21 protein-coding genes and 2 pseudogenes are annotated in these 20,657 nt (G+C 37.3%); 21 read left to right on the top strand and 2 right to left on the bottom strand.

Going from position 1 to position 20,657, the window contains the following annotated elements:
• The 19 genes and pseudogenes from HMPREF2805_RS04915 to HMPREF2805_RS11010 form a co-directional block, all read left to right on the top strand.
• Nucleotides 1–399, top strand: a 399-nt coding sequence (locus HMPREF2805_RS04915) for a TipC family immunity protein (protein WP_148131608.1), incomplete at its 5' end; no start/stop codon positions are given.
• A 371-nt stretch (nucleotides 400–770) separates the two neighbouring features.
• Nucleotides 771–1,394 carry a TipC family immunity protein gene (locus HMPREF2805_RS04910; protein WP_075231634.1) on the top strand — a complete coding sequence of 208 codons (624 nt, stop codon included), beginning with the start codon at nucleotides 771–773 and terminating at the stop codon, nucleotides 1,392–1,394.
• A gap of 39 nt (nucleotides 1,395–1,433) precedes the next feature.
• Entirely contained in the window at nucleotides 1,434–1,961 is a 528-nt protein-coding gene (locus tag HMPREF2805_RS04905; protein WP_075231633.1) for a hypothetical protein, read from the top strand.
• Nucleotides 1,962–1,992: 31 nt separating this feature from the next.
• Nucleotides 1,993–2,478, top strand: a complete 486-nt coding sequence (locus HMPREF2805_RS04900; RefSeq protein WP_075231632.1) for a hypothetical protein — start codon at nucleotides 1,993–1,995, stop codon at nucleotides 2,476–2,478.
• 69 nt (nucleotides 2,479–2,547) lie between these two features.
• Nucleotides 2,548–2,607 (top strand): annotated as a pseudogene (locus HMPREF2805_RS11675) (GH-E family nuclease); the annotation flags it as partial.
• Between the two features lie 9 nt (nucleotides 2,608–2,616).
• Nucleotides 2,617–3,156 carry an ankyrin repeat domain-containing protein gene (locus tag HMPREF2805_RS04895; RefSeq protein ID WP_075231631.1) on the top strand — a complete coding sequence of 180 codons (540 nt, stop codon included), beginning with the start codon at nucleotides 2,617–2,619 and terminating at the stop codon, nucleotides 3,154–3,156.
• On the top strand, nucleotides 3,149–3,481 hold the full coding sequence (locus HMPREF2805_RS04890) for an immunity protein Imm33 domain-containing protein (RefSeq protein ID WP_222563421.1): 333 nt from the start codon (nucleotides 3,149–3,151) through the stop codon (nucleotides 3,479–3,481). The genes HMPREF2805_RS04895 and HMPREF2805_RS04890 overlap by 8 nt, the downstream gene beginning before the upstream one ends.
• A 276-nt stretch (nucleotides 3,482–3,757) precedes the next feature.
• Nucleotides 3,758–4,066 (top strand): hypothetical protein, encoded by a 309-nt coding sequence (locus tag HMPREF2805_RS04885; protein ID WP_075231629.1) that lies wholly within the window; start codon nucleotides 3,758–3,760, stop codon nucleotides 4,064–4,066.
• A 36-nt stretch (nucleotides 4,067–4,102) separates the two neighbouring features.
• Entirely contained in the window at nucleotides 4,103–4,528 is a 426-nt protein-coding gene (locus tag HMPREF2805_RS04880; protein ID WP_075231628.1) for a hypothetical protein, read from the top strand.
• Nucleotides 4,529–4,597: 69 nt separating this feature from the next.
• Entirely contained in the window at nucleotides 4,598–4,981 is a 384-nt protein-coding gene (locus HMPREF2805_RS04875) for a hypothetical protein (protein ID WP_075231627.1), read from the top strand.
• 103 nt (nucleotides 4,982–5,084) lie between these two features.
• Complete coding sequence (gene dnaG, locus HMPREF2805_RS04870; RefSeq protein ID WP_075231626.1) at nucleotides 5,085–6,845, top strand: DNA primase; 1,761 nt, start codon at nucleotides 5,085–5,087, stop codon at nucleotides 6,843–6,845.
• A gap of 2 nt (nucleotides 6,846–6,847) precedes the next feature.
• On the top strand, nucleotides 6,848–7,957 hold the full coding sequence (gene rpoD, locus HMPREF2805_RS04865; protein WP_000201894.1) for an RNA polymerase sigma factor RpoD: 1,110 nt from the start codon (nucleotides 6,848–6,850) through the stop codon (nucleotides 7,955–7,957).
• Between the two features lie 17 nt (nucleotides 7,958–7,974).
• A complete protein-coding gene (locus HMPREF2805_RS04860; RefSeq protein ID WP_000331926.1) occupies nucleotides 7,975–8,304 on the top strand; it encodes a metal-sulfur cluster assembly factor in 330 nt (109 codons plus the stop codon).
• Between the two features lie 99 nt (nucleotides 8,305–8,403).
• Nucleotides 8,404–9,456: a glycosyltransferase family 4 protein gene (locus tag HMPREF2805_RS04855; RefSeq protein ID WP_075231625.1), complete on the top strand. Its 1,053-nt coding sequence runs from the start codon at nucleotides 8,404–8,406 to the stop codon at nucleotides 9,454–9,456.
• Between the two features lie 8 nt (nucleotides 9,457–9,464).
• On the top strand, nucleotides 9,465–10,781 hold the full coding sequence (locus HMPREF2805_RS04850) for a glycosyltransferase family 4 protein (protein WP_075231624.1): 1,317 nt from the start codon (nucleotides 9,465–9,467) through the stop codon (nucleotides 10,779–10,781).
• Nucleotides 10,782–10,807: 26 nt separating this feature from the next.
• Nucleotides 10,808–10,999 (top strand): PspC domain-containing protein, encoded by a 192-nt coding sequence (locus HMPREF2805_RS04845; protein ID WP_075229473.1) that lies wholly within the window; start codon nucleotides 10,808–10,810, stop codon nucleotides 10,997–10,999.
• Between the two features lie 30 nt (nucleotides 11,000–11,029).
• Nucleotides 11,030–11,164 (top strand): DUF4044 domain-containing protein, encoded by a 135-nt coding sequence (locus HMPREF2805_RS04840; RefSeq protein WP_049548929.1) that lies wholly within the window; start codon nucleotides 11,030–11,032, stop codon nucleotides 11,162–11,164.
• Nucleotides 11,165–11,239: 75 nt separating this feature from the next.
• The gene (gene obgE, locus HMPREF2805_RS04835; protein WP_075231623.1) at nucleotides 11,240–12,550 is read left to right on the top strand and encodes a GTPase ObgE; all 1,311 of its coding nucleotides are present in this window, start codon (nucleotides 11,240–11,242) and stop codon (nucleotides 12,548–12,550) included.
• A gap of 9 nt (nucleotides 12,551–12,559) precedes the next feature.
• Entirely contained in the window at nucleotides 12,560–12,724 is a 165-nt protein-coding gene (locus HMPREF2805_RS11010) for a hypothetical protein (protein WP_049502767.1), read from the top strand.
• Nucleotides 12,725–12,758: 34 nt separating this feature from the next.
• On the opposite strand, the gene HMPREF2805_RS04830 is transcribed toward HMPREF2805_RS11010, so the two are convergent.
• Nucleotides 12,759–13,229: an arginine repressor gene (locus tag HMPREF2805_RS04830; protein ID WP_075231622.1), complete on the bottom strand. Its 471-nt coding sequence runs from the start codon at nucleotides 13,227–13,229 to the stop codon at nucleotides 12,759–12,761.
• Nucleotides 13,180–15,519: a Xaa-Pro dipeptidyl-peptidase gene (locus tag HMPREF2805_RS04825; RefSeq protein ID WP_075231621.1), complete on the bottom strand. Its 2,340-nt coding sequence runs from the start codon at nucleotides 15,517–15,519 to the stop codon at nucleotides 13,180–13,182. Before HMPREF2805_RS04825 ends, HMPREF2805_RS04830 begins: the two co-directional genes overlap by 50 nt.
• A 118-nt stretch (nucleotides 15,520–15,637) precedes the next feature.
• Between HMPREF2805_RS04825 and HMPREF2805_RS11625 the strand changes: the two are divergent.
• Together HMPREF2805_RS11625 and HMPREF2805_RS04815 are read left to right on the top strand one after the other, a co-directional pair.
• Nucleotides 15,638–16,031 (top strand): annotated as a pseudogene (locus HMPREF2805_RS11625) (hypothetical protein); the annotation flags it as partial.
• Between the two features lie 601 nt (nucleotides 16,032–16,632).
• The coding region (locus HMPREF2805_RS04815) for a YSIRK-type signal peptide-containing protein (RefSeq protein ID WP_148131604.1) at nucleotides 16,633–20,657 on the top strand (4,025 nt) is incomplete at its 3' end.

Genomic DNA, 20,657 nt, shown 5'->3' with positions numbered 1-20,657 from the left:
TATCAGCAACTATTATCTGATGGGAGATATCTATTTATTAGATACAATTATAAGAATAAAAATCTTAAACCAACTATCGAAATTTCGGATTCTAAAAGTTCACTGGCATACTACTTAGCTGGGTATAATATAAGAAATAAGGATAGCGGGGAGATAAATTTGGAGTCGTATTTTAAGAGAGCGGGCACTGTGGAAAAACCAAATTTTTACTTAACTAATCCCAACGAAGCACTAGAGTATTTAAAGCCTTATGGGATTGATGAAGCTTGGATTAAAGAAAAATCTCACTTCATGCTCTATGATGTCGTTCTAGGACGCTGGTTTAAAAATGGTAGTCAACGTTACTCCGTTGACAATCTTGGGGATGTAGAGATTGTGCCATTGAATTTTTCCAAATAGATTGTCCTACTTATGCAAAAAGTACTTTCTATCAAGTGTAAAATGTATGACTTGGAAAAAGATGTTTATATATATATATTAGGACGATGATTGAAATTTTGTGTTTAAATACGGTAAATAGTTATCTTCCATGTTCTACTGAAAAAATATCGAAGGATACTCCTAATTCAGATTATTGGAGCTAATTATAGATTGGATAAGTAATGTAACTTGATTGAAGGGAGAATATGATTTTGTGTTTAAGAAGTTCTTTTAAGTTTTATGATAGAAGATGATAAAAATGTAGTAGTAGGCTTTATAAGAAATTTCAAATCTTTATATAAAAATCTGATTTGCACGATTATATTGATTAACAAGAAAGAGGTCGCTAAATGAATAAAAAAATGTTTTATACCTTATCTATAGGGGCGTTTTTAATCATGCTACTACCGCTCGCTTTCATTTTTTTAAAGCCACGATATAGTAATGTTTTTGAAGAAATTTATCATGACGAGTACCGTCATGCCACAACTTCTTTTTTACGTACCAATTCTACTTTAAATAGAATACCTGATATGGAAGTAAATAAAACAGGAGGTCTACTTTACGGTTCAACTATGGAAAAGTATCGTTCAGAGGCCTTACCTACAGGAGTTGAGGGGATTTCGTACAGTTTTCATTATCCAGATGGTAAACAAGATAGTGGAGAAATGTCTATAAACTTTCGATTCATGCATAGTAGTGGAGTGATTATAGATATATATTATAAGTATAATCACAAATCTGATGAATTGGTTCAGTCTCTAAGCATTATTGATGAAAAAAGGTTGACAGAACCTAATCAAATTATGGAGTATGTACAAGATAAAAAAATGGATCTTTCACCATACTTTACTAAAAGTGAAGAATTGTTACGAAATAAGATTATTCCAGACTGGCTTTCCGTCTATCCTAGTCAGTTTTCAGTTGAAAATTGGGGTAATGTAAAAGTTATTTCCGAATACATACTGGATTAAAGAAATATCCTAAAACTGTTTACGGATGAGGTGAATCATATGAAGAAACAAAAAGAAGGCGTGATAAATAATATTATTTATGTGAATACAAGTTACCAAGATTCAAAGTGTCGAATTTATCCGACAATAACAAATTTATTTGGTATTTTGAGAGAAATTATCCAAACAGAAGAAACTACAGAAAGCATTCTGATTACCCCTTTCTATATCAACGAAAAATTGGATTTTCAGGAAGAATTAGATATTGGAGTTTTCTATCTCAAGTGTGCGGACACTGTAACTGTAGAAGATAAACAGAACTTTTTAAGAAAACAAATGTATTGGTTAAATCCAGATTCTGATTATAAAATCCTTGAGAATTACATATCAATGGAAGATGTAGAACATACGAATTTTTTAGTAGAAAAGAAAGATATTACTGGTTTTCAAGATAGTATTAATAGATATATGGATTATCTGATGATTCGAGGGATTCCTCAAATGATGGAATGGCTTTACGATATGACTAAACTAGATGCAGCATCCCTCCCATATGGGTATTTTTGTTTTGAGATTGTATCAAGTTGAGTTTCTTTGAAAAATTTAAATGAGGAATAAATTGAAAAAATCAGATTTCGTTATTTTAACCATCTTACTGTTTACTGTATCCATCCTAACTCTTGTGATTTGTAATATAAAATGGGAAATCATCACTTTAGGTGCAAATGAAGAGACAAAGGTGCATGTAAACGGACACTCTGAGAGTTTGGACTCCATAATCCATGTAGAGGTCATTCCAGTTACTACAGATGGAAAGATAAAGCTTGTGCGAGGCGATGATTGGTTTGATCCTGAAAAAGGAATTGGATATAATATTAAGGATTCTAGGATTGAAACCTATCATTATAATGAAAAAACACAAAGCTGGGATGTAACGATGTTAGAGAATCCTCATAATGGCATTGGTGTCGATCGCGAAGGTATTATCATGGATCCACCTCAAAAGACACTTTTTTCATTTGCTTCAAAAAAAGGATTTGAAATCAAAATAAAGAATTTATCTAACCAAACTGTTAAGATTAAAGTAAAAGTGACATATGATTAAGATTTGGTAATTTGATAGTTTAGAAAGCAATAGATTCAAATAGTAGATTGATTAGAATCAAACCGGTCAAATCCTGCTAATTTTCAAATTGAAGTACCAAAATCAAATAGAAGTCATAAATATGAATAGGAGAAAGAAATGATATTACGAGACATATTTGATGCAGCTCAAGAAGGAACGTTTGAAGAGTTTCATTCGCTCTACAAGGGAGATGTCAATCAAATTACACATGAGAAGTTGAATCTGTTAAAGATGGTTTTAACTAGCAATACTTTGCTAGATGAAAAACTAAAGATTATTCAGTTTCTTATTGATGAAAAAATTGATGTTAATTGTTTAGACTCATATAATAGAAATGCCTTACATAATTTGTTTCAATTTAAAGCGAATTGGAGAGTAGATGTTGAGTATGCAACTAAGGTCATGTCAATGTTGTTGAAAGCAGGGATAAATGTTAACCAAGTTGATAAATATGGGGCAATTCCATTGATTGCTGCGATTACAGTCTTGAAATTAACAACCAAGGAAGCCTTGCCTTTATATGAGATGTTGATTGCTAGTGGTTCTGATATTCACCATAAAGATTTTCAAGGGAAGTCAGCTATAGATTATGCGAGAGAATTCAGTTGGAGACAAGATTTATTATCTGAAAATGGAGGGTTACTTGCTGATGAATAATAGTGATTTTGGTGGATTTATGGTTTCAAATAATGTAATAAATGGCTATCCGATTCAGTACACTTATAGAGAGAAATCTTCAATTTCTCAGTTAAATGGCTGGACAATATTATCTTCTATCGATGATGAAGAATATATTTCTAATCCTGATAATTTTACAATTCTAGGTGCGACAAGTATACTGCAAATTGCTCCGGTTCTACTAGAAATTTTTCCTGCAAAATATGGAACAGATTTGTTTTGGCTATACAAGGACAATGTACATATAGGATTTTATGATTTAAAGTCAGAAAGAGAAGCTACTATTACAGAGATTTTGCAATAATCTTTTCTGAATGACTATGGTATATTTAAAAAAACCAAATGAATCATTAAGCCAAGTAACTTTAAAAAATTTTAGAAATTCAGATAAAGGCATTGTTTTATAAAAAGCAGGCGATAAAAACATGGCATACACACAAGAAGATTTTCAAGAATGGACTTTCCTCATTTGCTTTTACTAGGGAGTTTGCTGAGGAATAAGGCCTTCATTTAGACTATAGCATGCAGTATTTGGATGATTTGGAGTCTTAGATATTGGCTCACAAGGGAGGATATTAAAGTGACGATAGAAACAGAGTTGAAAAAAATAAGTAAAAGTTTATCTTTAATAAATGACAGTCAAACCTCTAACAAGATATCTTCTACTAATTTAGAAAATATAAATGATATTTTAAATGATTATCTACCCCTTCATTTGAAATGGATAGAGAAGGGAAATTCTTGGATTGTTAAGTCATTAAGTGAGAATCGTCAATTAGATAGACAAGCCTTTTCTCAGTTACTTGTAGGAGTTAGAAATCTGTATCTTGATTTAGAGGAACTTCAAGATTTACTGATTGAAGTATCAAATAAAATAGATGAAAATTAGAGGTTTAAAACGTAAAATGGAATAATGGAGGTATATATGACATCAGAGCTAGAAACTAAAAATGAAGAATGGGTAGAAGTCTTTAAAGGTTTGATTCCTGTAGATAACTATAGATTAAAGGTCTTGTTGACAAATTTGTCAGATGCTCAAGAAATTAGGCTGATTGGAGAGCAGAACCGTTTTAAATTATCATGTATTTATTATGATGAAGCACGAGTCTTTAGCAGGAAATTGTATTTATCTGCAATTCTGGATAAAGAGATGTTTAAAAAATTTGAAAAAAATAATTTCCAAAATGTCATTTACGAAGTCAAGAATAGTCAATTAGTGAAGAAACTGGAATACACATCATATTATGACCCAGGAACTTTGCATTCACGGCATTATATCATCATAACTCAAGATAGTGTACTGGATATTCTTGTTTCTGCAAATTTGAAATTAAGTATCAGTCAATACTAGAACATTTGCTAAATAAACATGTACACCGCTGTAGTACAATTATCAGAAAATAGAACTTGGAGAATTGATATGGAAAAATGGACGGAAATTAAACCGGGCTTCATCCCTTTTGGCGACTATGGTATCGAGATAAATATAGACGGGGATACTCTAATTGCCTACTTGGAAGATTCGGAAAAATTTAAATTTATCTTTACAAAAGTTTGGGCTTTCCGTTCAGTCTACGAAAGTTTAGAATTAATAGATAGTTACTGGGAGCAAGGATTAGCAAAGAACAGACCACTTTATCTGACCAACTATATCTATGAAGTCGAGAATGCAGAATTTGGGGACTTGGTCGCTTCTGCAAATATAGTTAATAAAAAGCTCCATCACTACAAATTAATGTCGACGCATTTTTTAGTGGATATTGTATCTGAAAATGATGTAAAAGTAGAGAAAGTGACTAGCTAGTTTTATGAAATAGTCTCATGTAAAGTGTATGAAATGGTTTACTTTTTTTCAGAAATAAGCTATACTAGTTAGAGTAAACTGTGATAAAATGGAGGTATTGTCTATGGTTGACAAGAGACTCATCGAAGAGATCAAAAACAATACCAATATTGTCGAAATCATAGGAGAAGTGATTTCCTTACAAAAATCTGGACGGAACTTTTTAGGGCTCTGTCCTTTTCATGGTGAAAAGACCCCTTCCTTTAACGTGGTCGAGGATAAGCAGTTTTACCACTGTTTTGGATGTGGTCGTTCTGGAGATGTTTTTAAGTTTATCGAGGAGTATCAGCAGGTAACCTTTTCGGATGCGGTGAGGATATTAGCTGAGAGACTTGGGATTCAGATGGCAGCCCCTGTTCAAAGTTCTGTACAGCCTAGGTCTCCCCATCAAAATCTCTATGATATGCATGAGAAAGCTGCTCGTTTTTATCATGCCATTCTCATGACGACGAAGATGGGTGAGGAGGCGAGAAACTATCTCTATAAACGTGGCTTAACAGATGATGTTCTCAAGCATTTTATGATTGGTTTAGCTCCAGCAGAACGCTCTTATCTATATCAGCGTTTAGCAGATGATTATAGTGAGAAGGACTTGCTGGATTCGGGTTTGTTTTATCTATCTGAGAGTAACCAATTTTTTGATACCTTTCATAATCGCATTATGTTTCCTCTTTCAAATGATCAAGGAAAGGTGATTGCCTTTTCTGGTCGTGTATGGCAAGAGACTGATTCTCAAACTGGAAAGTATAAAAATAGTCGAGCGACGACAATTTTTAACAAAAGTTACGAATTATATCATTTGGAGAGGGTAAAAAAAGGATCGGGCAAGGCTCCTGAAATCTACCTGATGGAAGGGTTTATGGATGTCATTGCGGCTTATCGTGCTGGTATTGAAAATGCAGTTGCTTCTATGGGTACCGCACTGACGAGTGAACATGTGGAGCATCTGAAACGCTTTACCAAAAAAGTGATCGTCACCTATGACGGAGATAAGGCTGGGCAAGCTGCCACAGCTAAAGCCTTGGACGAGCTTAAAGATATACCTGTCCAAGTAGTCCAGATTCCTGACGCAATGGATCCGGATGAATATTTGCAGAAAAACTCTCCTCAAGACTTGGCTTATCTCTTAACCAATACACGCATCAGTCCTGTTGAGTTTTACATCCATCATTTCAGACCGGAAAACAGTGAAAATCTACAAGCTCAAATTGAATTTATAGAGAAAATAGCTCCCTTAATCGCCAAGGAACCCTCTATCACAGCTCAGAATTCCTACATTCACATTTTGACGGATCACTTGCCATCTTTTGACTATCAGCAAGTCGAACATATTGTCAATGAAAGTCGTGTCAGACAGAGAAAGGAGAAGGTCAAGGAGACCTATAGTCCGAGTCCTGTCACTATGTCTGTCACTAAGCAACTGACAGCAGTGATGAGAGCGGAGGCTCATATCCTCTACCGAATGATGGAACATCCCTTAGTGCTCAATGACTACCGCTTAAGAGATGACTTTATTTTTGAAACTCCAGAGTTTCAGACCTTGTATGGACTCTTGATTGATAATGGAAGTATCTCATCTGAGGATTTGGCTCATCAGACCAGAGAAGTGGAGAGTGCTTGGTATCAAGTCCTAGCCTTAGATTTGCCACCTGAGATGTCCCCTCACGAGTTAGCCGAAGTGGAAGAGTCTCGAAAAAGAGCTCTTTTGAATCAGGAAAATCTGCAAATTAAAAAGAAAGTTCAGGAAGCTAGCCATGTCGGTGATACAGACACCGCATTAGAAGAGCTAGAACGCTTAATTGCCCAAAAAAGAAGAATGGAGTAAGAATGGCAACAAAACAAAAAGAAGTAACAACCTTTGACGTCCAAGTAGCGGAATTTATTCGCAATCATAAAAAAACTGGTACAGCAACTGATGATGAAATCAATAACGCCCTCGTAATTCCCTTCACTTTAGATGTGGAAGGAATTGAGAATCTTTTGCAACGTATTCAAGATGCTGGAATCTCAATTACTGACAACGAAGGAAATCCAAGTGCGCGTGTTTTGAGCACTGAGGAAGAACCAGAGTTGACTGATGAAGATTTGATTGGTTCAACCTCTGCTAAGGTCAATGACCCTGTCCGTATGTATTTGAAAGAAATCGGGGTTGTTCCTTTGCTTACAAATGAAGAGGAAAAAGAATTGGCTCTTGCTGTTGAAGCGGGTGATATCGAAGCTAAACAACGCCTTGCAGAAGCTAACCTTCGTTTGGTAGTATCTATCGCTAAACGTTATGTTGGACGTGGAATGCAGTTCCTTGACTTGATCCAAGAAGGAAACATGGGCTTGATGAAGGCCGTTGATAAATTTGACTACTCTAAAGGGTTCAAATTCTCAACTTATGCGACTTGGTGGATTCGTCAGGCCATTACTCGTGCCATTGCTGACCAAGCTCGTACCATCCGTATCCCCGTACACATGGTGGAAACCATTAACAAGCTTGTTCGTGAACAACGTAATCTTCTTCAAGAGTTGGGACAAGATCCAACTCCTGAACAAATCGCTGAACGCATGGATATGACACCTGACAAGGTTCGTGAAATTCTCAAGATTGCCCAAGAACCTGTTTCTCTTGAAACACCTATCGGTGAAGAGGACGATAGCCATCTTGGTGACTTTATCGAGGACGAAGTGATTGAAAATCCGGTGGACTATACAACTCGTATCGTTTTGCGTGAGCAGTTGGATGAAGTGTTAGACACATTGACTGACCGTGAAGAGAATGTCTTGCGTCTCCGCTTTGGTCTTGATGATGGGAAAATGCGTACTCTTGAAGATGTTGGTAAAGTCTTTAACGTAACACGTGAACGTATCCGTCAGATTGAAGCCAAAGCTTTGAGAAAACTTCGCCAGCCAAGTCGAAGCAAACCACTTCGTGATTTCATTGAAGATTAAGCTGAGGGAGAGTGAAGATGGCTTATACAGAAGAGCAAATTGAAAATATCAAAACACGTATTTTGACAGCCTTAGAAGAAGTGATTGACCCAGAATTAGGGATTGATATTGTCAATCTAGGCTTGATCTACGAGATTCGTTTTGATGGCGATACAGGTGAGACTGAAATTGATATGACCTTGACAACCATGGGTTGTCCCTTGGCAGATCTCTTAACTGACCAAATCTATGATGCTATGACAGATGTTCCAGAAGTTACTAACGTTGAAGTCAAATTAGTATGGTATCCAGCTTGGACAGTTGAGAAAATGAGCCGTTACGCTCGTATCGCTTTAGGTATCAAGTAAGTATATTATGAAAAGAGAAATAGTGTAGACGCCAGGAATTCCCAGCTTTTATGCTATCTCTCTTTTTATTTGCTGATTTTATTTGAAGAAAATGGTATAATGGTTACTATGGAAAAAGAGAAATTACGCATCAATATGCTAAGTTCAAGTGAAAAGGTAGCTGGCCAAGGTGTGTCTGGGGCTTACCGTGAACTGGTACAGCTTTTAAAACGAGATGCGAAAGACCAACTGATCGTAACAGAAAATCTTCCAATCGAAGCGGACGTTACTCATTTTCATACCATTGATTTCCCCTATTATTTATCGACTTTTCAGAAGAAACGTTCTGGTCGTAAGATTGGCTATGTTCACTTCTTACCTGATACCTTGGAAGGTAGTTTGAAGATTCCATTCTTCTTAAAGGGGATTGTCAAACGCTATGTATTTTCTTTTTATGAGCGTATGGAGCATCTGGTTGTGGTTAATCCTACCTTCATTGATGATTTGGTTGCTGCTGGGATTCCACGTGAAAAAGTGACCTATATTCCTAACTTTGTCAACAAAGAAAAATGGCATCCACTTCCTATAGAGCAAGTTGAACAACTTCGAAAAGATATGGGAATTGATGAGAATCAGTTTGTAGTCGTTGGTGCAGGTCAGGTTCAGAAGCGTAAAGGAATAGATGACTTTATCACTCTAGCTGAGGAATTACCGGATATTACTTTTATTTGGGCTGGTGGTTTCTCATTTGGTGGTATAACGGATGGTTATGAACGCTATAAAAAGATTATGGATAATCCTCCTGAAAATCTAATTTTCCCAGGGATTGTTGACCCAGAACGGATGAGAGAGCTCTATGCCTTGGCTGATCTTTTCTTACTTCCAAGCTATAATGAACTCTTTCCAATGACTATTTTAGAGGCAGCAAGTTGTGAAGCTCCCATTATGCTTCGTGATTTGGATCTATACAAGGTCATTCTGGAGGGAAATTATAGACCAACTACTGATGTGGATGAGATGAAAGAAGCTATCTTGGACTATCGGGAGCATCCAGAAGCTCTGAGAGAATTGAAAGAAAAGGCAAAGGCTATTTCAAGAGAATACTCAGAAGAGCATTTGCTTGAAATCTGGCTAAAATTCTATCGGGAGCAAGCAGCTTTAGGAAAAAAATGAGGTAGTATATGCGAATTGGGTTATTTACAGATACTTATTTCCCACAGGTGTCGGGTGTTGCGACCAGTATTCGAACCTTAAAAACAGAGCTTGAAAAGCAAGGGCATGCAGTCTTTATCTTCACGACAACCGATAAGGATGTCAATCGTTATGAAGACTGGCAGATTATTCGTATTCCTAGTGTTCCTTTCTTTGCCTTTAAAGACCGTCGTTTCGCCTATCGTGGATTTACGAAAGCTCTTGAGATTGCAAAACAATACAAGCTGGATATTATTCATACGCAGACTGAGTTTTCTCTTGGTTTATTAGGGATTTGGATAGCGCGTGAGTTGAAAATCCCTGTTATTCATACCTATCATACCCAGTACGAGGATTATGTCCACTATATCGCTAAGGGGATGTTGATTCGTCCAGGTATGGTTAAGTACCTTGTGAGAGGCTTCCTTCATGATGTTGATGGAGTGATTTGTCCAAGTGAAATTGTGCGAGACCTTCTATCAGATTATAAGGTCAAAGTAGAAAAACGAGTTATTCCTACAGGGATTGAGCTAGCCAAGTTTGAACGACCTGAGATTGGACCAGAACATATCGTAGACTTACGGGTTAAACTAGGTATTAAGGAAGATGAAAAGATGCTTCTTAGCCTTTCGCGTGTGTCTTATGAGAAGAATATTCAGGAGGTACTAGCTGCATTTGCAGAGGTTCTAAAAGAAGAACAAAAGGTGAAATTAGTCGTTGCTGGTGATGGGCCTTATCTGGAAAATCTCAAGGAGCAAGCAGCAGATTTACAGATTCAAGATTCTGTTATTTTTACAGGGATGATTGCCCCAAGTGAGACCGCACTTTACTATAAGGCTGCTGACTTCTTCATTTCAGCTTCAACTAGTGAGACGCAAGGCTTGACCTATCTTGAAAGTCTTGCAAGTAAGACTCCGGTAATAGCTCATGGAAATCCCTATCTTGATAACCTCATCAATCATAAAATGTTTGGAACTCTTTATTATGAAGAGAGAGATTTAGCAGGGGCTATTTTAGAAGCTTTAATTGCAACTCCAAAGATGGATGAGAAACTTTTGGCTGAAAAATTGTATGAAATTTCGGCTGAGAATTTTGCTAAGAGAGTGCATGAATTCTATCTAGATGTTATTATTTCAAATAATTTTGAAAAAGAATTGACTGCAGATGAACCTGTTACGAAACGGATTTTAAAGACAGTATTTTACTTGCCACAACAGGCAGTTTCAGTTCCAGTCAAAAGTTCTAAACGAATGTTAAAAGCATCTAAGAAACAGTTGAATGATTTGAGAGATTATTGGAATGATTAAGATCATCGAAGAAAGGAAATGAAGAAATGAAAAAGAAATTTATGAGAAGTAGTCGAGATCAAAAAATTGGTGGAGTATGCGCTGGTCTAGCTAATTATTTTGATATTGATCCTACGATTGTACGTGTAATCTGGGGAGTTCTAGCTTTTTGTTATGGTAGTGGACTGATTGCTTACTTGATTTTATGGGCAATTGCTCCAGTTTCGGAAGAATATTAAAAATAGGGAATTATAGAAAAGGAGAGAATAATGGCATTTGGTGATAATGGAAAACGTAAAAAAACATTTTTTGAGAAATTGACACTATTCGTCGTTTTGATTATGTTGTTTGTAACCTTAGCAGGTATCTTTGCTACAGCCATTGGTGTATTTAGCAGATTTTAAAATGCTAGATTTTCTAGCAAGTAGTAATAGTTGGTGACTGGGATTTCCCAGCCCTTTTTAAAGTGAGAAAAGAATATGAGTATGTTTTTAGATACAGCCAAGATTAAGGTCAAGGCTGGAAATGGTGGCGATGGGATGGTTGCCTTTCGCCGTGAAAAATACGTCCCTAATGGCGGTCCATGGGGTGGCGATGGAGGCCGTGGAGGTAACGTTGTCTTTGTTGTAGATGAAGGTTTACGTACCCTGATGGACTTCCGTTACAATCGTCATTTCAAAGCCCAATCGGGTGAAAAAGGGATGACCAAAGGAATGCATGGTAGAGGGGCAGAAGACTTGATTGTTCGAGTGCCTCAAGGTACAACTGTACGTGATGCGGAGACTGGGAAAGTTCTCACTGACTTGATTGAACACGGCCAAGAGTTTATCGTTGCTCACGGTGGTCGAGGTGGTCGTGGGAACATCCGTTTTGCGACACCAAAAAATCCTGCACCTGAAATCTCTGAGAATGGAGAACCTGGTCAGGAGCGCGAATTACAGTTAGAACTTAAAATCCTTGCGGATGTGGGTTTGGTTGGCTTCCCTTCAGTTGGTAAATCAACTCTACTCAGTGTGATTACCTCTGCAAAACCTAAAATTGGTGCCTACCACTTTACAACAATCGTTCCTAATCTTGGTATGGTCCGTACCCAGTCAGGTGAGTCCTTTGCAGTGGCAGACCTCCCTGGTTTGATCGAAGGCGCTAGTCAAGGTGTGGGCTTGGGGACTCAGTTCCTTCGCCATATTGAGCGCACTCGCGTTATCCTTCACATCATTGATATGTCAGCCAGTGAAGGACGTGATCCTTACGAAGATTATCTAGCTATTAACAAAGAGTTGGAATCTTATAACCTTCGTCTTATGGAACGTCCCCAAATCATTGTTGCTAATAAGATGGATATGCCAGAAAGCAAAGAAAACCTTGAAGAATTCAAGAAAAAATTGGCGGCTAACTATGATGAGTTCGAGGACTTACCAGCCATCTTCCCAATATCAGGTTTGACAAAACAAGGTTTAGCACCTTTATTAGACGCAACGGCAGAACTTCTTGATAAGACTCCAGAATTCCTTCTTTATGATGAGTCAGAAATGGAAGAAGAAGTTTATTATGGCTTTGACGAAGAAGAAAAACCATTTGAAATTGGTCGTGATGACGATGCAACTTGGGTTCTTTCAGGTGAAAAACTCATCAAACTCTTTAACATGACTAACTTTGATCGTGATGAGTCTGTCATGAAGTTTGCTCGCCAGCTTCGTGGTATGGGGGTTGATGAAGCCCTTCGTGCCCGTGGTGCTAAGGATGGAGATCTAGTTCGTATCGGCAAATTTGAGTTTGAGTTTGTAGACTAGGAGATAGCTATGGGAGATAAACCGATATCTTTCCGAGATGCTGATGGAAATTTTGTTTCTGCAGCAGACGTCTGGAATGAGAAGAAGTTAGAAGAACTGTTTAATCGCCTCAATCCAAATAGAGCGTTGAGACTTGCAAGGACTAAAAAGCAAGCTGAAAATAACAAATCATAAAATTAACCCGTGATATTATTATCACGGGTTTTTGCTACCGATCAAAAAATAGAGGTGGTGCAAATTGTTTGAGGCGTTCAAAGCAAGATTGAGCTTGTTCCTTATCCTCGCAGATAACCAAACAGACATCATTTCCACAGATAGTAGCCACTATTTCAGGGAAGTTTAGGGCGTCCAAGATAGATCCGAAGGATTGTGCCAAACCTGGATAGGTTTTGATAACAACCTGGTGTTGGACGGGTTGCATCATGTAGAGTGCTTCCTCCATATAGACTTCTAGCCGTTTTTCCCACTTGGATGTAGAGTCAGTGTTGATTGAATAATAGGAGTGTTCACCTTCACGAATCTTAGAAAGATTCATCAGATTGATGTCTCTTGAAAGTGTTGCTTGTGTGACCTGTACTCCGTTTTCAATCAGTAGTTCTTGTAATTCAGTTTGGGTATGAATTTTTTGTTTAGTGATTAAGGCTCGGATGAGTTGGTGTCTTTGCTCGGCTTTGTTCATCTACAGTTACCTCCCTTTGAAAAGGTATCTCAAGACTAGACTGTGCAAGATCGACAGTCAAGTGATAGTCTGTATTGTCACGTACAGTAATCTCAAAGTCTGTTGTGTAAAGAACGAGACGTACTGTATCGCTTTCTTTTAGTTTGTAAATAGTTGGTTGGAGTTCAAATTGGAATTCCATCCATTCATCAGGCTTAACTTCTTCAATTTTCAATAAATCATAACGATTTTGAAGATTGAGATAGCCTTTGGTGATAACGCGTTGAGCATTTGGACTAAATGGTAGCTCGCAAAGGTTTTCCAGCATATGGTAACGACCATTATCAATCGTACGAGCAGCCAAGACTCCTGGATACGGTTGTAGGTATTTCTTTTGACCAAGTTCGAGAAGTTGAGCAGAAAGTAAGCCTTTATTGGTACTTGATTTGAGACGGAGGTTTAGTTTAACACGACCGTTGAGATGAAGGTCTTCTGTCACTGGCAGATCAATAGTTACCTGATTGACTTTCCCTTGATAGAGTTCATTGTTAAAGGTTTGGTAGGTCTTTCCAAAACGTTCAAAGTCTGATTCTTGGTAATGATTTTCAATGACAGCTTCTTCAGTACCTAAAGAGAAAGTTTTATGGTCACTTTGATTTCCAAAATCTTCAAGAGTCATCCAGGTTTGAGGAGCAGTATTGTCTTGCCAAACGACTCTTGGAAGTTGGTAGTCAGTTTCTTGGTCCAATAATTTCTGCGTCAAAAGAGCATTCATGGATTCACGGAAATCAATAGACTGCCAATTGTTCATATAAACATGGGCGCCGTTATGGTAAAAGAGATGTTTCTTAATATTGCTTGGAAGAGCATTGAACATTTGATAGACATGTAGTGGTTTCACGTTCCAGTCTTGTGACCCGTGTGTGAAGACAACTTCAGCCTTAACTTTTTCAGCATTAATAAGGTAGTTTCTATCATGCCAAAATTGGTTATAATCCCCAGTTTTACGGTCTAGATTTTTCTTCAGTTCCTCTATAGAATTTTTATGAGCTTCGTTTCCACGAATATAGTCACCAGCTAAGAGATTACGAGAATAAGTTAATTCATCTAATGAATCGAAGTCCTCCCCTGGATACCCACCAGGGCTTGTTACCAGACCATTTTCTCGGTAATAGTTGTACCAAGAAGAAATACCGGCTTCAGCAATGATGACCTCTAAACCATCAACTCCTGTAGTAGCAAGACCATTAGACATTGTTCCTAGATAAGAAAGACCAGTAGTTGCTACCTTACCGTTGGACCAGTCAGCCTTGACTTGACGTTCACGACTATGGTCTGTAAAAGCACGACAACGGCCATTGAGCCAATCAATGACATTTTTATAGGCTTCAACTTGTCGGTAGTCACCATTAGTCATCTGACCTTGTGAATCCTTGGTTCCAAGACCTGATACATAGATATTAGCAAATCCTCTCGGAAGGAAATAATCATTGAGAGTGTAGCTACTATTAATATGAGTGAGTTTTTCTTCGGCTTCAGCCACAAGATCGGCTTGGCTAACTGGCTCAACAAAACTAATACTTGGTTCTTCTAAGCTAATCTCGTGAGGTTCTTTGACTGCTAATTCCCCTTCCATTTTGTAGAGGGCCTTATCACTAGCTTTATCATTGGTTCCCTGGTGGTATGGACTTGCAGTCATGACAGCTGGAATTTTGCCTTGGTAAGACGGACGGATGATGTTAACCTTGACTAAATCAGGTAGACCATCATTATCAGAATCAATACGACTTTCTACATAAACAACTTCACGAATAGCATTGTGAGTTGAGAAAGTAGCCAAACTCTTGCCATTGAAGTAGTGATAATCATTGTCCTCAGGGATAAGACCATCACTAACGAGCTGATCGATCAAGGTATTTCCTTTTTTAGTGCGCGTGTTAAGGACTTGATAGAGGTTATCATCTAAATTGCTGAATACGATAGGAAGTCCTGTTTTTTTATGAAAGCTTTGACCATCTTCGAAGTCTATAAGGTAGCTGAATCCAAGCAATTGAAAAACTACGGTATAAAAGATTTCTGCAGTTAATTCACGATCAGAATTGAAGAAAGTGAGTAGGTCAGTCTCCTTATCAACTGCCAAAGTTGAGAGGGGATAGTCGGTATTTTTATAATTAAAAAAACAAGTTCTGACAAAAACTTCAAACTGTTCTTTAGTTGAAAGTGCAGGGTCGATCTTGAAGCCAAGACTGGATAATTCATGTAAAGCTTGTTGCTGGCTTACAGGATAGTAACTGAATTGATTAAAACGCATAGATGCCTCCTTTGAAGAATCATTCTAAATTTATTATATCAAAAAAGCAAGGAAAATGATAGAAAAGAAAAGTGAAGTTATAGAAACTAAAATGAATAGCTGGAGATTTATAGTATAAAAAAACCATCTAGTCAAGATAGCGTTCTTGGAATTAAAAAAACTGAGAAACCAGTAAAGACGAGGTTCGCAAGCCCTGGTTGGAGTTTTTCGGGAACAAACCCTTTACCCAAGAACCCGACCGAGCCATCAGCCAAGCAGACCAACTGCTAGACTACAAAAGCTGGTCCGAGGAGGACAGGAAAATGTTTAGTCAACTACGTATGCGAGAAGAACAAGCCTTGTTACCACAGGACTATGCTTTGGAACGAGCCGAAGAAAAAGGCTTAGAACAGGGACTGGAGCGTGAGAAACTTTTTGCCTTTCTGGATATGGTTCGTCAAGGTCTTCTGGCTTCTGAATTTGCCAGCCAGCAATTGGGCATGCCCCTTGCTGAGTTTGGGTCTTTGCTATAAATGAGAATGGGAACATGTTATCGAATTAGATAGCATGTTTTATATTGTACCCTTCGATAATCTCTTTAAACAACGTCAACGTCGCATTGGATTATATATGTGACTGACTCCGTCAGTTCTTATCTACAACCTCAAAGCAGTGCTTTGAGCTGACTGTGTAAGTTCTATCCACGACCTTAAACACTGTTTTGAGTAGCCTGCGGCTAGCATTCTAGTTTGTTCTTTGATTTTCATTAAGTATTGGGTCAATAGTCAATGCTTGTTTTCGTTTTTAAACTTACTCGAATTCTAATTATGCATATGTAAAATCTTCTGTAATTAAGTATAAATCGCACTAAAATATAACTGTATAATGTTACAATTAAATATATATAAGTGCAAAAAATGCAAAATCAAACTGTCTGAAAATTCCCTACTTTTTCAAACTGTTTCTTTTATTTTTTGCGAAATTTTGAATTCGAAAAGTTTGCATATATATTGAAAATAGGGTAGAATATGAGTGTAGGTTCCTGCATACACAAGAGGATATTACTCATTCTTTTTAAGTAATAAATTTTGTTATGTAGAAGCTATATCAACTAATTCCAAAAGGAGAAAAAAAATGGAACACAAAAACTCCATGAGTCGTGTTGAACGTTTGCGCCGTGAAAAGGTCACGCGATACTCGATTCGTAAATATAGCTTTGGAGCGGCCAGTGTAGCAGTCGCTGCTCTTTTCATGTTCTTAGGTAATGGAGCTGTATCAGTTCAAGCGGATGAAATTCAGGGAAATCAGGTTACTGAAAGCGCTAAACCACAACCTGAAGAAGACAAGTCTAAGCCTGCGACAGAAGTAGCGCCAGCTTTGAACAAAACTCAACTTGAAAGCTACATTTCAGAAATTGAGACAAAACTTTCTAACGGTTTTTACGATAACAAAACTGAAGAAAGTGTTGCAGCCTTAAAAGCTGATTTAGAAGCAGCAAAAGCTACATTAGCGAATGCAACAACTCAAGCTGAACTAAAACAAGCTTACAGCAAACTTGTCACTACAGTTAACTCTAAATTAAAAAATAAACCTGTAGAGAAAAAAGAAATTCCAGCGGTAGATACAACTGAAGGAAAAGAAACTGTAGGTAAAAAAGCAGAAAACACTGAACCAAGTGCGACTAATTCACACGCCATTCCTGCAAAGGCCGAAGAAGGTTCAGGATTTAGAAGAAACGATTCAGGGGCTCCTCAAGTTACAGACACTGTAAATTATACTGATGGAGCAGGTGTACCCCGTCGTGGTGTAACATCTGCAGATGCTTCTTTATCAGGGACTGGGACTAACGGAAAAACTGTAGAAGTTACAGTTGAAACTCCAGATAGAGGTACGAGAGTTTATAGCGCATTAGTAACTAATGGAAAATGGACTGTGCCATTAGAAGAACCATTAAAAGCTAGTAGAGATGCATTTAACAAAGATCAGCATGAAACAAAAATTACAGTAAAGTATATAGATGTAAATAATATATTAAACGATGAGACACGAGTTTATCTTGGACGTCCAGAATTTGTTAACAATACAGTAGTTGCAGGACAAAAAGAAGTATTGGTAAAAGTTCCGAAAGACGCGGACAATTTATGGGTAGGATTCGCAAATTCTAATGACCTTCAAGTAGCTATGAACAATGGGAACCCTGAATCTAAAGATACATCAATACTAACTGCAACAATGGCAGATACACAAAATGATCCTATCTTCCATATAGTAAAATTAACATTCGTTCAAAACGCAATTAAAGAAGGTTCTAATGGAATTAACATACAAGCACAATCTCTTTACAGTGCGGCAGGAGGAGCTCTACCTGGAGCAACAGAAGCACCAGAAGCTAAACGTCCAACATTAACTGCAACGAACGAAGCACCTACAATAGCATCAGCAGTTGAAGGAAACAGAAAAACTGTTGCTCAAGGTGCTCAACTTGACCTTGCATCTCTTGTGACAGTAGCAGATACAGAAGATGATGCGCAAGTAACAGTAGGTAATAAAGTCCATGCTGAAGTTGTTTCAGTAAATGGTGACGCAGCAACCAAGACAGTTGATACAAATACCCAAGGCACTTATACAGTTAAGTATAAAGCTGTTGATAGCCAAGGTAAAGAGTCAAACGAGATTGAAGTTACTGTAGTTGTAAATCCTGCTGAAAACGAAGCGCCAACAGTAGAGATTCCATTTTCAAACGGTAAAGATGTCTACGTTTATGGTGCAGAGTCATCAGGTTTTGATATCAAAATAAAAGATAATTCAGGTGTTATCAAAAGTGCAACTGTTTTACGAGGAGGGAATAATTCTTTCAATCCTGTAGCAGGTGAAACAGATATGCTTGATGTACAATATGGTTATAAAGCAAATATATTTACTAGCGATACAACAGCATCTGAACAAAGTCCAGCTATAATTCATTATAGAGGGTTACCAGGTGGTGAACTGAATGCAGGACAGTTAGAAAAAGCCAAAACTACTGGACTTACTTTAGGTTGGCGATATGTTAGAGTAGTTGATAAGGCAGGTAATATGCTTGATAATATTGCTCAAGGTGACAAATCAAAAGACAGAGACCTAGGAGCATTCAACGTTATTGTAAAACCTCAGACATATAAATACGATCCAGTTGAGTTAGCGAATGCAAATAAAGTTTTAGTTACAAATCCTGCTCAACTAACAACAGAAGAACTAACAAACGTTAAAAACAGCCTTAAGGTTGAATATTCAAAAACAAATGACGATGCACAATTAGCAAGTAAAAAAGGAACTTTACTTGATGATGCTAAAACTGTAGTTGCCGATGTAACCGAGTCTGGTAATAATTTCACTGTTATTTATAAAGATGGATCAACAGATTCAATTGCCAAATCTAAACTAATCAAGAGTGGAGCAGCCCCAACAGTAAATACAACAATAAAAGCATCAGGAAGTATTCCGGATTCAGTCCCATCATCAGATTCAGAATTAACAGGTACAGGGATACCTGGAGCAACAGTTAAAGTTACTGTTAAGAATCCAGAAACAGGAGCTGTGATTTCAGAAAAAACAGCTGTAGTAGGAGAAGATGGTACTTGGAGACTTCCATTAGAAGAAGGATTAAATAGTAATACACAATTACCAGGAGCTAATGAAGCAACAAGACGCTTCTTTGCACCTAAAAATCCAGTAGAAATTACACAAGTTGTAAATGGAATAGAAACACCGTCGAAAGCAGTTTCAGTAGCAGTAGGGGAATCTAAGATTTTACCATCACCAGCAGCTAAAAATGGTACAAGTGTTGTAGCAGGAGCAAAAGAAGTAACTGTAACAGTACCACATGATGCGGGAAGATCATATTTCTTCTATACTGCTAAAGGTGCTAAATCTACGACAGAGATTGCTTTAGAACAAAGCCAAAATGGATGGTCAATCATCAAAAATGGTGATAAAGCAACTATTAAGTCAGTGGAAAAAGGAGTATCTGTTCATACAATCACATTGACAATGAACGAAAATGCACCATTCCAAGAAGGTGAAAATAAGCTAGAAATTATCAGTCATAATGGACCTTCTTCTCCTCCAAGTCGTTTTGGAAGATACAAAATTAATGTAACAAACGAAAAACCAACACTTGCTTCTAAAAATGCTCAACTAGAAACTACAGTAAATGTAGGAGATACTGTAGATCCAGTATCACTTGTTACTGTAGCAGACCATGAAGATGATAAAGATGCAACACTTGGAACTAAAGTACGTGCTGAAGTAATCTCAGTAAATGGAGATGAATCTGTTAAGACTGTGGATACAACAACTGCGGGAAGATATGAAGTTAAATATAAAGCGGTTGATAGCCAAGGAAAAGAATCAGATGTATTAACTCACACTGTAATTGTTCAAGGTCCAGCGCCAACAGTTGAGGTTCCATACTCAAATCAAGCTAATAAACAAATCTATGTTTATACAGGTGAAAAGACTGATTTAACTTTCAAAGGTGCAGATGAAACTGAAGTTAAAGATCTTTACCTACGTGGACCTGGAGATATTAGTAAAGATAATACTACAGACTATGGTTTTACAACAGGTAAAATCACTGATGGTACAGTTACTACAGGAGTAGGTGAAGTATCTGCTGACAAACGAACAGCGACTGTCAAGATGACTGGTAAAACTAATCTAGCAGCTGGTAAAGAGTGGACAAGTTTCGTCGTTTCTAAAGATAATGACGGTAAACTTTCAAACACTGATTATAGAGCGATAGATGTAGATCCTAACGCTAAAGAAAAACCAGGATATGTTCGATTCGTAGTTAAAAATCAAACATCTAAATATGATATAGCAACTCCAACTGAAAGAGTTGCTGTAACAGACCCAGCTAACGTAACGCAAGATGAGTTAGATAAAATCAAAGAAAAATTACAAATTGAGTATTCTAAGAATAATGATGATGCTAACTTAGCAGAGAAAAAAGGTAAAGCTGTAGCTGCTGAAGATGCTAAGACTAAGATTCAATCAGTAGAAAAAGATGCTAATGGAAATCTTGTAGTAACATACACAGACGGATCTAAAGATACAAGATCATTATCAGACTTTGTAGTTAAAAATCCAGCAGTAACACCAGTTAAAGATCCAGCAAA

Origin of the sequence: Streptococcus sp. HMSC034E03, from assembly GCF_001811505.1 — a bacterium.
Taxonomy (GTDB): Bacteria; Bacillota; Bacilli; order Lactobacillales; family Streptococcaceae; genus Streptococcus.
This window is presented reverse-complemented; position numbering and strand designations above follow the sequence as displayed.